We start from the raw sequence: 12,723 nt of genomic DNA on the forward strand, positions 1-12,723 counted from the left end.
CCCGCTCGCCTAGTCAGTGCCGATGCGCCAGTATCTCGACCTCATGCAGCGCGTGCTCGATACCGGCAGCCGGCAAGCCGACCGGACCGGGACGGGAACGCTGTCCGTTTTCGGCGCGCAGATGCGCTTCGACCTCGCTGCGGGCTTTCCCGTACTGACGACGAAGAAGCTGCACCTGCGGTCGATCTTCGTCGAGCTGCTGTGGTTCCTTCGCGGCGACACCAACGTGCGCTGGTTGCAGGAGCAGGGCGTCAGCATCTGGGATGAGTGGGCGGACGCGGGCGGCGACCTCGGCCCGGTGTACGGCCGACAATGGCGCGAGTGGGTGACGGCCGATGGGCGGCACATCGACCAGATCAAGGGTCTGATCGAGCAGATCAGGACCGAGCCGCAGTCGCGCCGCCAGATCGTCACCGCTTGGAACCCCGGCGACCTGCATGCGATGGCGCTGGCCCCGTGCCATTGCCTGTTCCAGACGCATGTCGCGGACGGCAAGCTGTCGCTGCAACTGTACCAGCGGTCGGCGGACATCTTCCTCGGCGTGCCGTTTAATATCGCGAGCTATGCGTTGCTGACGCATCTGCTGGCGGATCAGTGCGGGCTGGCGGTCGGCGACTTCGTCTGGACCGGCGGCGATTGTCATTTGTATCTCAATCATCTGGAGCAGGCCCGGACGCAACTCGGGCGCGCGCCGGGCGTTTTGCCGAGGCTGGAGATCACGCGGACGCCGCCGTCGATCGACGGGTACGCCTATGAGGATTTCGTGATCCATGACTATGCACCGCAGGCGCATATCAAGGCACCGGTGGCGGTATAGCGGCGCGATCGCGGCGCTGTTCGCGCTCGGCGCGGCCCCGGCGCCGCGACTGGTGGAGCGCGCGGTGGTGCCGTCCGCCGCCGATCCCGCGGTCCGTCAGTTCGACGCACCCAGCATCGCGGTCGCGACCGCCGGCCTGCCCGCGGCCGCGCCGCTCGTCGTCTTCCTGCCCGGCACCGGCGGCCGACCGGAGAACACCCGCGGGCTGCTCCGCGTGATCGCCGGGCAAGGCTATCGCGCGCTGGGGCTCGAATATGACGATGACCCGGCGGTAGTGCAGGTCTGCCCGCGCGATCCCGACCCCGCCTGCTCGGCGAAGTTCCGCGCGACGCGTATCGACGGCAGCGGCGCGGGCGGGCCGGTGTCCAACCCGCCCGCCGAGGCGATCGTGCCGCGACTGGTCGCGGCGCTGCGTGCGCTCGATCGAGCGGCTCCGGGCGAGGGCTGGGGCGGCTATCTGGACGGCGACCAGCCGCGCTGGGACCGGATCGTCGTCTCCGGCCTGTCGCAAGGTGCCGGCATGGCCGCCTTCATCGCCAAGCAGCATCCGGTGCGCCGCGTCGTGCTCTTCTCCAGCCCATGGGACTTCACGCTGCCGGGTCGGCGGCTGGCACCGTGGATCGGCGGACCGAGTGCGACGCCGCCCGATCGCTGGTGGGCCGAATACAGCCGCCGCGAGGACACCGCCGATCTGCTCGCTTTGTCCTATCGCGCCCTCAACATCCCCGCCGACCATGTGCTGGTATTCGGTCGCGAGCTGCCCGCGGGCATGGCGGAGCGCGGCTGGAATCCCTATCATGGCGTGACCGTCCGCGACGCCGGCTATGCGGCGCAGTGGCGGCAACTCTACGGCACTCCCTGACCGCGAGATTCGACATGGACATCACCCAGCTCATCCTCGACGATCATGCCGAGCAACGGAAACTATTTGCGTTGATCGACGAGATCGACGGCAGCGACACGCCTGCGCTCACCGCGATCTGGGGGCGGCTGCGCGCGCTGCTCGACGCGCATGCCGAGGCGGAGGAGCGGTTTCTTTACCCGCGGCTGATGCAGATCGGCACCGGCGGCAACGACGCGCCGTCGGCGGCCGAGGAGACCGAGGACGCGATCAAGGATCACAACGAAATCCGCGATACCGGCACGGCGGTCGACAAGGAGGCGGTCGGGTCGGCCGCGTGGTTCAAGGCGGTGGGCGAGGTCAACAAGGCCAACGAGGATCATCTGGCGGAGGAGGAGCGGCAGGGCCTGACCGACTTCCGCCGTCACGCCTCACTGGAGGAGCGCCACGCGCTCGGCATCCGCTTCGCGGCGTTCGGCGCGGCGCACCTGACCGGGGTCGAGCCGGTCGACAAGGACCCGAAGCAGTGGGTCAAGGAGCACGCACCCCGTTGATAACGCTGGTACTGGCGCGCGCGGACAACGGCGTGATCGGGCGCGACGGGGGGTTGCCGTGGCACCTGCCGGCGGACCTGCGGCGGTTCAAGGCGCTGACGCTGGGCAAGCCGATGGTGATGGGGCGCAAGACGTTCGAGAGCTTCCCGGCACCTTTGCCCAAGCGCCGCCACATCGTGTTGACGCGCGATCGCGGCTGGTCGGCGGACGGAGCGGAGGTGGCGCATTCGGTTGACGCGGCGCTGGCACTGGCGGGCGACGAGGTGAGCGTGATCGGCGGCGCGGACGTGTTCGCCCTGTTCCTGGATCGCGCGGACCGGATCGAGCTGACCGAGGTCCACGCCTCTTCTGAGGGCGACACGGTGGTGCCGGTTCTTGCGGGCTGGCGCGAGGTCGCGCGGGAGGATCATGCGGGTGATCCGGGATATTCGTTCGTGACGTTGGTTCGCTGAAATCCGCCCCGTAGACGGACAGGATCGATGTAGCGCGCTGTCAACGCTCTACGTATAGCCGCCCCTATGCAGCGCCTCGCAGGTGATCTTCCGGCTCCGGCCGAGTTCCGCGGCGGCGTGGCGGCGCTCGGCAATTTCGACGGGTTCCATCTCGGGCATCAGGCGGTGGTCGGGCTCGCGGTCGAGCGGGCGCGGGCGGCGGGCCGACCGGCGCTGGTCGCGACGTTCGATCCGCATCCGGTGCGCTACTTCCGCCCCGACGCGCCGCCCTTTCGCCTGACGACGCTCGACCAGCGCGAGCGGTTGTTCGCCGCCGCCGGCGTGGACGCCATGGTCGTGTTCGGGTTCGACGCCATGCTAGCTGGGCTGACCGCCGAGCAGTTCGTCGCCGAGCGGCTGGTCGAGGGGCTGGGCGTCGCCGGGGTGGTGACGGGCGAGGACTTCACCTTCGGGCGCGCCAAAGGCGGTACGACGGCGGTGCTGGCCGACCTCGCCCGTGCGCACGGCTTCACGGCGGAAACGGTCGGGCCGGTGGCGCTGGATAGCGAGACGGTGTCGTCGAGCCGCATCCGCGACCTACTGCGGGCGGGCGACCCGCGCGGCGCGGCGCGGTTGCTGACGCGGCCGTTCGCGATCGAGGGCGTGGTGCAGCATGGCGACAAGCTGGGGCGGACGATCGGCTATCCGACCGCGAACCTGGCGATGGATCGGTATCTGAGGCCCGCTTACGGCATCTATGCGGTGCGGGGTCGGCTGGCCGACGGGACGGTGCTGGACGGCGCGGCGAATCTGGGGGTGCGGCCCACGTTCGACCCGCCCAAGGAGCTGCTGGAGCCGTATTTCTTCGACTGGTGCGGCGACCTGTACGGGCAGCGGATCGAGGTCGAGCTGGTCGAGTATCTGCGGCCGGAGGCCAGGTTCGACGGACTGGCTGCACTGACCGAGCAGATGGAGCGCGATTGCGCGCGGGCGCGGGCCATCTTGCGCGCGTAATGCTTTCGCCGGCAGGCGATCGGGGCACGGGGTGACGTAGGTAACATCCCCCGTTACAGGCGCAGCACCCATGACCGACCCCGACCAGCACACGCGCGACTATCGCGATACCGTCTTCCTGCCGAAGACCGACTTCCCGATGAAGGCGGGGCTCGCCGCCAAGGAGCCGGGCATCCTCGCGCGCTGGCAGGCGATGGGGCTGTACGATCGCCTTCGCAAGGAGCGCGCCGGGCGCGAGCGGTTCATCCTGCACGACGGCCCGCCCTATGCGAACGGCAACATCCACATGGGCCACGCGATGATGAAGACCCTGAAGGACTTCATCGTGCGTTCGCAGTCGCTGCTGGGGAAGGACGCGCCGTTCATCCCCGGCTGGGACTGTCACGGCCTGCCGATCGAGTGGAAGGTCGAGGAAGCGTATCGCGCCAAGAAGCTGAACAAGGACGACGTGCCGGTCGAGCAGTTCCGCGCCGAGTGCCGGGCCTATGCCCGCGGCTGGATCGACGTGCAGCGCGAGCAGTTCCAGCGGCTGGGCGTGATGGGCGACTGGGCCGATCCCTATGTCACGATGAGCCATGCGGCGGAGGCGGCGATCGCGGGCGAGCTGTTGAAGTTCGCCGCGTCGGGGCAGCTGTATCGCGGCGCGAAGCCGGTGATGTGGTCCCCGGTCGAACAGACCGCGCTGGCCGAAGCCGAGGTCGAGTATGAAGACGTGGTGTCGACGCAGATCGACGTCGCGTTCAAGATCGTCGAGGCGCCGAACGCACCGGAGCTGGTCGGCGCGCATGCGGTGATCTGGACGACGACGCCGTGGACGATCCCGGTGAATCAGGCTTTGGCGTATGGGCCGGAGGTTGAGTACGTCTGCCTAGAAGCGCAAGTTGCCGTGTACGGAGTAGAAACGGAGGGCGTGGAGCCTGGGGACGGTTGGGAGCACCCCACTATGTCAGCTCTTCGTGGCAGACGAATTTTGGTTGCCACGCCTCTGATCGAGGCTTTCAACAGCCGCTTTGCAGGTACTACAGCGCGAGCTCTTTCGGATCTTAGGAAGCAAGGGCAGCCTCACTACAAAGAGGTTTGGCGGGGGACCGGATGTGACTTTGCCGGCGCCGTCGCCCGCCACCCGATGCACCACCTTGGCGGTTTCTTCGCCAAGCCTCGCCCCATGCTCCCCGGCGACTTCGTCACGACCGATGCGGGTACGGGACTGGTCCACATGGCGCCGGATCATGGCGAGGACGACTTTCTGTTGTGCAAGGAATACGGGATCGATCCCGTATTCGCTGTCGACGGGGCGGGGATGTATCGGGCGGACTGGGCTTGGCTGGGCGGGCAGGGTTCGGTCATCAACAAAAAGTTCGTGGGCGCGGACGGCCCAATCTGTTCCGACCTGCGCGCGACCGGGGCGCTGTTGGCGGCGAGCGACGACTACAAGCACAGCTATCCGCATTCGTGGCGGTCGAAGGCGAAGGTAATCCAACGCGCGACGCCGCAATGGTTCATCGCGATGGATCGGGCGCTCGGCGAGAGTGCTTCGACTTCGCTCAGCACGAATGGCGGAGGGGCGACGAATGGCGCTTCGACGATGCCCGGAACGAGCGGACGTGAAGAAGACTCCGCTCAGGCCCCATTCGCCCTGAGCGACGTGGAAGGGCAGGGTGCAACGCTTCGTTCCACCGCCCTCGACGCGATCGCCGCCACCCGCTGGGTGCCGGCGCGGGCGGAGAACCGCATTCGCGCGATGGTGGAGGGGCGGCCCGACTGGGTCATTTCGCGCCAGCGGGCGTGGGGGGTGCCGATCGCGCTTTATGTCAACCGCGCGACCGGCGCGTATCTCGTCGATGCCGAGGTCAACGCGCGGATCGTCGCGGCGTTCGCGGCGGGCGGGGCGGATGCGTGGTTCGTCGCGGATCATCAGGCGCTGCTTGGGCCGGCTTACGACCTGGCCGATTGGGAGCCGCAGCGCGACATCCTCGACGTTTGGTTCGACAGCGGCTCGACGCACGTCTTTACGGTCGAGGCGCGCTATGGCGAGGGCGTGCGCGCGGACCTGTATTGCGAGGGGTCGGATCAGCATCGCGGCTGGTTCCAGTCATCGCTGTTGGAGAGCTGTGGGACGCGCGGGCAGGCGCCGTACAAGGCCGTCCTCACCCACGGCTTCGTACTCGACGAGAAGGGCCGCAAGATGTCGAAATCGGTCGGCAACGTCGTCGACCCGATGAAGATCGTCGGCGAGAGCGGTGCCGACATCGTCCGGCTGTGGGTCGCACAGGCGGACTATTTCGACGACCTGAAAATCGGACCAAAGGCGATTGCCACCGCGAGCGATACCTATCGCAAGCTGCGCAACACCTTCCGCTACATGCTCGGCGCGCTGGACGGGTTCGACGAGGCGGAGCGGGTCGAGGTAGCGGCGATGCCGGAGCTGGAGCGGTATATCCTCCACCGGCTGGCGATGCTGGATACCGAGCTGCGCGAGGCGGTCGGCGGCTTCGATTTCAACCGCTACCTGCGGCTGCTGGCGGAGTTCGCGCAGGAGGAGCTGTCGGCCTTCTTTTTCGATGTACGGAAGGACTCGCTGTATTGCGATGCGCCGTCCGACCCGAAGCGGCGGGCGTATCGGACGGTGCTCGACACCCTGTTCCACGCGCTGGTGCGCTGGGCGGCGCCGATCCTGCCGTTCACCGCCGAAGAGGTGTGGCAGGAGCGGTTCCCGAGCGGCGCCGACGACGAGAAGGGGGGATCGGTGCATCTGCTGGAATGGCCCGAGTTGCCGGTGACCGAGCCCGACGCCGAGCTGACGGCGCGGTGGCGCGCGGTGCTCGAGCTGCGCGCGCAGGTGACGGAGGCGATCGAGCCGCTGCGGCGCGAGAAGACGGTGCGGTCCAGCCTGGAGGCGGCGGTCAGCGTGCCGGCGATGCCGATGTCGGCGGAGGCGCTGGCGGAGGCGTTCATCGTCGCGCGCGTCGACGCCAGTTCGATCGGGGGCGAACTGGCGGTGGCGCGGACCGATTACGACAAGTGCGTCCGCTGCTGGCGGCATCTGCCCGAGGTCGTCGACGGCGGACTGTGCGACCGGTGCGAAGAGGTGGTGGCGTGAGCCGCTTCCCACGTAACGCACTGATCGTGGCAGCAGTGATCTTCGCCGTCGATCAGGCGATCAAATATTGGATTACGGTCGGTATCGACCTCGACATGCTCGGTACGACACGGGAGGTGACGAGCTTCTTCCGTTTCACCTTCGTGGCCAATTGCGGCGTGTCGCTGGGGCTGCTCGGCACGCATACCGACACGCAATGGGTGCGCTGGGGCGTGACGCTGGTGACCAGCGCGATCGCCGGCGCGGTGCTGTTCTGGCTGTGGCGAGAGAAGAGCGCGGTTGATCGGCTGGCGCTGGGCGCGGTGTTCGGCGGCGCGATTGGCAACATCGCCGACCGAGTATTGCCCGAAGGCGTGCTGGGGAAGGTTACGGGCGAGGGCGTGCAATACCCCGGCTGCGTCATCGATTTCGCCGACCTTCATTTCGGCGACTGGCGTCCGTTTTTGGTCTTCAATGTCGCCGATGCGGCGATTACGATAGGCGTGCTCGTGCTGCTCGTGCGCGCCCTACTCGGCCGCGACAAGCGTGCCCCGATGGAGAGTACAAATGCGTAACTCGTTGGCCCTGATGGGCGCTGTGGTCTCGGTGGCGCTGTTGTCGGGCTGTGCCGGGCGGCGGCTGGGCGGATCGGGGCCGGACGAGTTCTCGGTCGCGCGCCAGGCGCCATTGGTGATCCCGCCCGACTATGCGCTGGTGCCGCCGCAGCCGGGGGTGGCGCGGCCGCAGGACAACAATCCTTCGCAGCAGGCGCTGGACGCGCTGTTCGGTGGACCGGCGCAGCGTAGCGGCGTCGAGACGCGCGTGGTCGGCGCCGCCGGGTCGCAATCGGCGGAGGCGGGCATCCGCTCGGCGGTCGATCCGGGGACGACGGTCACGGACAAGGGCTCGACGACGCGCGACATCGTCGCCGCGCCAGAAGGCGACGGGCAGGATGCGCGCGCCTCGACGAGTGGCACCGCCCCGACACCGGCTCAGCCGACTACTCCGGCAGCGACTCCCAACTGAGGCGTCGACCCTCCTCCCCGGTCGGGGAGGAGGGTTACGTTCAGAAGCCGGCGGTCAGCGAGAACAGCACGGTGCTGCCCGCGATCGAGCTGCCGTCCTTGGTGCTGCGGAAGTTCGGCGCGAGATAGGCCGATTCCGAATTGCTGATATCGGTATCGATGTAGCTGACGTTGAGCGTCAGGTTCTTGTAGGCGACCAGATCGGCGCCGACCGACCAGTCCATATACTCGCCGGTAGGCGACAGGCTGGTGCCGTTCGGACCGAGGCCGGGATTGCCCTTCGACCCGCCGAGGTGTCCCTTGATGGTGATCGGCGTGCTGGGGATGCCGATGGCGGCATCGGCTGTCAGGTACAGATTGTCCCAACGCTTCGAGCCGGTGCCGACGCCGTTCGCATATTCGGTCGCGTTGCGGTAGATGCGGCCGAGCGAGGTCTGCGTCGGTGCGTAGAGCACGCCGGCGGTGATGGCCGCCGGGCCGACGGTGCCCGACACCTTGCCGAAGAACTCGACCACGTCCGATTCGGAGAAGCCGCCCGGATAGGTGTACCAGGTGACGCCCGCATCCACCGTGGTGGCGCCGAACGCGTGCTTGAAGCCGCCGATCGCGTCCAGCTCGAGGTTGGCGCCGCCGAACGTGCCCCAGCCCGCGAGGTTCGACCCGAACGCGCCGATGTAGAAGCCGCTTTCGTGCGCGATCGTCAGCGTGCCCTGGACGGCGGCGTGCTTGTCGGTTTGCGAGACGCCGCGCAGGCGATAGTCGGTGACGCCGGTCAACGAGCCGGAGACGGTGAACGCAGCCGGCGGCGCGGTCTCGCTGGCGGCCGGGGCGACCGAATCGCCCGAGGGAACGGCGGCGTCCTGCGCGAACGCAGGGGTGGCGGCGAGCAGCATGCTGCCGGCCAAGAGTAGGGTAAAGCGCATCGGGTCCCTTTCGAAAAGAAGGTCGATGTCCCCGCCTGCGCCGCGCGCGTCGCCTCTGTTCGAGCGGGCGACGTCTGCACGGTGTCGGTCATGTGACACGACGATGCTGCAATGCACAAGCAGCGATGCGTCGAACGCGTCGGCTTTCGTAACGGATTGTTGCTTTAGGGCCGCACTGTGCCCCAGGCGTCGAAGCCGCGCGTGAGGTCGGCGATGAGGTCGGCCGGGTCCTCCAGTCCGATCTGGAGACGCACCATCGGTCCGGCGCGGTCGCGTCGCGTGACGCTGCGATGGCGGTCGGGATCGATCGGGATCGCCAGGCTTTCGAACCCACCCCAGCTATAGCCGATCCCGAACAGGTCGAGCGTGTCGATGAAGGCGGCGCGCTGCACGTCGGAGCCGCCGGCGAAGACGAAGGAGAACAGCCCGCTCGCGCCTTTGAAGTCGCGGACGAACGCCGCGTGGCCGGGGCAGGAGGGGAGCGCGGGATGAAGCACGTCGGCGACCTCGGGCCGGGCCTGTAGCCACGTCGCGATCTGAAGCGCGGCGCGACCATGCTGGGCGAGGCGAACCGCCATTGTTCGCAGGCCGCGGCTGCCGAGGAAGCTGTCGTCGGGCGACACGACCTGGCCGAGCTGAAATGAGGTGTCGCGCAATCGCGGCCATAGCGCGGGCGTGGCGGTGACCGAACCGAGCATCGCGTCCGAATGCCCGACGACATATTTGGTGCAGGCGAGGATCGACAGGTCGATACCGTGCGACAGCGCCGGAAACAGCAGCGGCGTCGCCCAGGTATTGTCGAGCAGCGTCACGATGTCGCGGGCGCGCGCGACGGCGGTGATCGCGGGCACGTCCTGAACCTCGAAACTGAGCGAGCCAGGGCTTTCGAGCAGGATGGCGCGCGTATTCTCTCCGATCAGGTTGGCGATGCCGGCGCCGATCAGCGGGTCGTAATAGCGTGTCGTGATCCCCATCCGCGCCAGCAGCCCGTCGGCGAGGTTGCGCGTCGGGTCGTAGGCGGAGTCGACGCACAGCAACTCGTCGCCGGGCGACAGCACCGCGAGCAACGCGGCGGCGACGGCGGCGACGCCCGAGGGGTAGAGGAAGGTCGCCTCCGCACCCGGCTCCAGCCCGGTCAGCGCATCGGCGAGCGCCCATTGCGTCGGCAGGCCGCGACGGCCGTAGAACAGGCGATGATGCGTGTCCTTGCCCGCAGTGGCGCGGAGGTGCGCGACGTCGTCGTAAAGGATCGTCGAGGCGCGCCAGACAGGTGGATTGACTACGCCCTGCGTCCATTCGGGACGTCGCCCACCTGTAACGACACGGGTCGCCGGGGACAGATCGTCGCGGTCGGTGCTCATGCCAGCGACTCCCGCGCGGGCTGCGTGCCGGGTGATGACGCGGCGAACTTCGAGGAGGCCACACGAGGCCAGACCTTCACAAACCTCGCACTCCGTCGAGCCGGAAGCATCGTCGCGATCGGACGCGAGGCTGCAGAACCGGACAGGGCAGAGACAAAGGACATCATCCGGGCATGACCTCAGTGGCGCGTATAGGACAGGAAAACCGTACGCAGCCTACCCCAAAGGGAAGGGCGATAGGGCGTCAGGCGCCCGTCACCTTTTTGGTCGTTCGATCGGCGCCCCATTCGGACCAGCTGCCATCGTACAGCGCGGCGTCCTTGCCGAGCAGATGCAGGCCGAACGCCAGCGTCGAAGCGGTGATGCCGGAGCCGCAGGTGGTCACGATCGGCTGGTCGAGATCGATGCCCGCGTCCTCGAACGCGCGGCGGAGATCGTCACCGGTCTTGTAGGTGCCGTCCTCGTTGAAGATGCCGCCATAGGGCAGGTTCTTCGCGCCCGGCATGTGGCCGGCGTGGGTGGCGGGGCGGGGGTCCGCCTCTTCGCCGGTGAAGCGCGCGGCGGAACGCGCGTCGAGCACCTGCGCGTTGCCCGACGCGACGACATCCTTCATCTGGTCCAGATCGCGTACGCCCTTGCGGTCCGACCAGACGGTGAAGTGGCGATGACGCAGCTGTTCCTTGCCCGTCGCCAGCTCGCGGCCCTCGGCCTTCCACTTCGCCAGGCCGCCGTCGAGGATCGCGACGTCGTGGGCGCCGAAGGTGCGGAGCATCCACCACGCCCGCGCCGAGGTATGCCAGGGCGAGTCGTCGTAAAGGACGATACGGCTGCCGTCGCCCAGCCCCAGGCTCTGCATGCGGCTGGCGAACTTCTCCGCACTGGGCAGCATCATCGGCAGGTCGGTGTCGGTGTCGCGCAGCTCGCCGAGGTTCATGAACACCGCGCCGGCGATGTGCCCGCGCTCGTATTCGGCGGCCGGATCGCGGCCGGTCGCGGCGTCGACATAGGTCGCATCGACCACGCGCAGGTCGCTCGCCCCCAGCTCGTTCGCCAGCCAGTCGGTGGTCACCAGCGCGTCCATGCTCATACTCCCTTGCTTTGGTCAGTAGCCGTCGGGGCCACCGGCGTCGAGATCGTCGAGAAACGCCGCCGCCTGTGCGCGGGTTGCCTGTTGCGTCTCCGGCCCGAAGCGATCCCAGCTGCTGTAGGGACCACGCAGGCGGGGGTTCGCGCGCAGCTTGTCCTCGTGACGGGCGAGGAAGTCCCAGTAGAGCGCGTTGAACGGACAGGCGTCCGGGCCGATCCGCTGCTTCACGTCGTAGCGGCAACGCCCGCAGTAATCGGACATGCGGTCGATATACGCGCCCGACGAGATGTAGGGCTTGGTGCCGAACAGGCCGCCGTCGCCGAACTGGCTCATGCCCAGCGTGTTGGGCAGCTCCACCCACTCATAGGCGTCGAGATAGACTTCGAGATACCAGCGGTGGACCTGCGCCGGATCGGCACCGATCAGCAGCGCGAAATTGCCGGTGACCATCAGCCGCTGGATATGGTGCGCGTGCGCGGTATCGAGCGTCTGGCCGAGCGCCTCGCGAAGGCAGTGCGCGTCGGTTTCGCCGGTCCAGTACCAGCTCGGCAGGTTGCGGGTGTGCCCCAGGAAGTTGCGGTCGACATAGCCCGGCCCTTCACGCCAATAGATGCCGCGCATGTATTCGCGCCAGCCGATCAGCTGGCGGACATAGCCCTCGACCGAGTTGAGCGGCGCGCGGCCGGCGCGATACTCGGCCTCCGCGCGGCGACAGAGGTCGACCGGGTCGAGCAGGCCGGAGTTGATGTAGGGCGACAGGATCGAATGCCACAGGTGGCGCTCGCCGGTCAGCATCGCGTCCTCGTAATCGCCGAACCGCGGCAGGGTGTGGGCGAAGAAATACGCCGCCTGCGCCTCCGCCTGCGCCGCCGTCACCGCCCAGCCGAAGCGGTCGAGCGAGCCGGGGTGGCCGGCGAAGCGATCGGTCACCATCGCCAGCACGTCGCGCGTGATCGCGTCCGGCGCAAAGGCGAGGGGGCGCGGCATCAGCAGGTCGGCCTGCGCCGGCTTGCGGTTCTCCTTGTCGAAGTTCCACCGGCCGCCCGCCGGTTTGGCTCCGTCCATCAGCAGATCGGTCCTGATCCGCATCTCGCGATAAAAGCCCTCCATGACCAGGCGGCCGCGCTGACGGCCGGCCCATTCGGCGAACTCGTCGTGGCGGACGAGGAAGCGGGTGTCGGGGCGGACCTCGACAGGGATCGCGAACCGCGTCGCCCAAGCGTCGAGCATCGCGGCGACGCGCCACTCGCCCGCCTCGGTGACGACGATGCGGTCGGCGGCGTGGCGCTCGATCGCGCGCGCGACCTCGCCGGTGAAGCTGCCGCTGTTGTCGGGGTCGTCCAGGCGGACATAGTCGACCCGCCAGCCCGCCGCCCGGAGTGCCTCGGCATGGTGACGCATCGCGGACATGATATAGGCGAGCTTCGCCTTGTGGTGGCGGACGTAGCCGGTCTCGTCGGCGACTTCCATCATCAGCACGACGGTGGCGGCCGGGTCGGCGTCGGCGAGCGAGCTGATCGCGGGAGTGAGCTGGTCGCCGAGAACCGGGATGAGGACGGGAATCGCGCTTGTCTTCTTTTGTCGTGCCGCA

The 12,723-nt window shown here is 68.2% G+C and carries 12 protein-coding genes; 8 read left to right on the plus strand and 4 right to left on the minus strand.

Annotated features, from left to right (window positions below):
* The first annotated feature begins 22 nt into the window (after nucleotides 1-22).
* The 8 genes from ACOFKS_RS13760 to ACOFKS_RS13795 all read left to right on the plus strand — a co-directional run bounded on the left by ACOFKS_RS13760 (nucleotide 23) and on the right by ACOFKS_RS13795 (nucleotide 7,762).
* Nucleotides 23-817 carry a thymidylate synthase gene (locus ACOFKS_RS13760; protein ID WP_419809828.1) on the plus strand — a complete coding sequence of 265 codons (795 nt, stop codon included), beginning with the start codon at nucleotides 23-25 and terminating at the stop codon, nucleotides 815-817.
* Nucleotides 771-1,679 (plus strand): BPSS1187 family protein, encoded by a 909-nt coding sequence (locus ACOFKS_RS13765; RefSeq protein ID WP_419809829.1) that lies wholly within the window; start codon nucleotides 771-773, stop codon nucleotides 1,677-1,679. The genes ACOFKS_RS13760 and ACOFKS_RS13765 overlap by 47 nt, the downstream gene beginning before the upstream one ends.
* Before the next feature lie 14 nt (nucleotides 1,680-1,693).
* Nucleotides 1,694-2,212, plus strand: coding sequence for a hemerythrin domain-containing protein (locus ACOFKS_RS13770; RefSeq protein ID WP_419809830.1), 519 nt, complete (start codon nucleotides 1,694-1,696; stop codon nucleotides 2,210-2,212).
* Complete coding sequence (locus tag ACOFKS_RS13775; RefSeq protein ID WP_419809831.1) at nucleotides 2,209-2,664, plus strand: dihydrofolate reductase; 456 nt, start codon at nucleotides 2,209-2,211, stop codon at nucleotides 2,662-2,664. Before ACOFKS_RS13770 ends, ACOFKS_RS13775 begins: the two co-directional genes overlap by 4 nt.
* A 66-nt stretch (nucleotides 2,665-2,730) precedes the next feature.
* Entirely contained in the window at nucleotides 2,731-3,657 is a 927-nt protein-coding gene (locus ACOFKS_RS13780) for a bifunctional riboflavin kinase/FAD synthetase (RefSeq protein WP_419809832.1), read from the plus strand.
* Between the two features lie 70 nt (nucleotides 3,658-3,727).
* Nucleotides 3,728-6,757 carry an isoleucine--tRNA ligase gene (locus tag ACOFKS_RS13785; protein WP_419809833.1) on the plus strand — a complete coding sequence of 1,010 codons (3,030 nt, stop codon included), beginning with the start codon at nucleotides 3,728-3,730 and terminating at the stop codon, nucleotides 6,755-6,757.
* Nucleotides 6,754-7,311, plus strand: a complete 558-nt coding sequence (lspA, locus tag ACOFKS_RS13790) for a signal peptidase II (protein WP_419809834.1) — start codon at nucleotides 6,754-6,756, stop codon at nucleotides 7,309-7,311. Before ACOFKS_RS13785 ends, lspA begins: the two co-directional genes overlap by 4 nt.
* The gene (locus ACOFKS_RS13795) at nucleotides 7,304-7,762 is read left to right on the plus strand and encodes a DUF3035 domain-containing protein (protein ID WP_419809835.1); all 459 of its coding nucleotides are present in this window, start codon (nucleotides 7,304-7,306) and stop codon (nucleotides 7,760-7,762) included. The genes lspA and ACOFKS_RS13795 overlap by 8 nt, the downstream gene beginning before the upstream one ends.
* A gap of 40 nt (nucleotides 7,763-7,802) precedes the next feature.
* Here the strand turns inward: ACOFKS_RS13795 and ACOFKS_RS13800 are convergent, their stop codons facing one another.
* The 4 genes from ACOFKS_RS13800 to ACOFKS_RS13815 all read right to left on the minus strand — a co-directional run bounded on the left by ACOFKS_RS13800 (nucleotide 7,803) and on the right by ACOFKS_RS13815 (nucleotide 12,695).
* The gene (locus tag ACOFKS_RS13800) at nucleotides 7,803-8,684 is read right to left on the minus strand and encodes a TorF family putative porin (protein WP_419809836.1); all 882 of its coding nucleotides are present in this window, start codon (nucleotides 8,682-8,684) and stop codon (nucleotides 7,803-7,805) included.
* A 164-nt stretch (nucleotides 8,685-8,848) separates the two neighbouring features.
* Complete coding sequence (metC, locus tag ACOFKS_RS13805) at nucleotides 8,849-10,045, minus strand: cystathionine beta-lyase (RefSeq protein ID WP_419809837.1); 1,197 nt, start codon at nucleotides 10,043-10,045, stop codon at nucleotides 8,849-8,851.
* A 244-nt stretch (nucleotides 10,046-10,289) separates the two neighbouring features.
* On the minus strand, nucleotides 10,290-11,126 hold the full coding sequence (gene sseA, locus ACOFKS_RS13810) for a 3-mercaptopyruvate sulfurtransferase (protein ID WP_419809838.1): 837 nt from the start codon (nucleotides 11,124-11,126) through the stop codon (nucleotides 10,290-10,292).
* A 21-nt stretch (nucleotides 11,127-11,147) separates the two neighbouring features.
* A complete protein-coding gene (locus ACOFKS_RS13815) occupies nucleotides 11,148-12,695 on the minus strand; it encodes a cryptochrome/photolyase family protein (RefSeq protein ID WP_419810169.1) in 1,548 nt (515 codons plus the stop codon).
* Nucleotides 12,696-12,723 lie beyond the last annotated feature (28 nt).

Origin of the sequence: Sphingomonas sp. (assembly GCF_965200135.1) — a bacterium.
Lineage (GTDB): Bacteria > Pseudomonadota > Alphaproteobacteria > Sphingomonadales > Sphingomonadaceae > Sphingomonas.

Coding starts and splice junctions, on each gene's coding strand:
- ACOFKS_RS13795 (WP_419809835.1), top strand. CDS start 7,304: ATGCGTAACTCGTTGGCCCTGATGGGCGCTGTGGTCTCGGTGGCGCTG.
- ACOFKS_RS13760 (WP_419809828.1), top strand. CDS start 23: ATGCGCCAGTATCTCGACCTCATGCAGCGCGTGCTCGATACCGGCAGC.
- sseA (WP_419809838.1), bottom strand. CDS start 11,126: ATGGACGCGCTGGTGACCACCGACTGGCTGGCGAACGAGCTGGGGGCG.
- ACOFKS_RS13800 (WP_419809836.1), bottom strand. CDS start 8,684: ATGCGCTTTACCCTACTCTTGGCCGGCAGCATGCTGCTCGCCGCCACC.
- metC (WP_419809837.1), bottom strand. CDS start 10,045: ATGAGCACCGACCGCGACGATCTGTCCCCGGCGACCCGTGTCGTTACA.
- ACOFKS_RS13785 (WP_419809833.1), top strand. CDS start 3,728: ATGACCGACCCCGACCAGCACACGCGCGACTATCGCGATACCGTCTTC.
- ACOFKS_RS13770 (WP_419809830.1), top strand. CDS start 1,694: ATGGACATCACCCAGCTCATCCTCGACGATCATGCCGAGCAACGGAAA.
- ACOFKS_RS13765 (WP_419809829.1), top strand. CDS start 771: ATGACTATGCACCGCAGGCGCATATCAAGGCACCGGTGGCGGTATAGC.
- ACOFKS_RS13780 (WP_419809832.1), top strand. CDS start 2,731: ATGCAGCGCCTCGCAGGTGATCTTCCGGCTCCGGCCGAGTTCCGCGGC.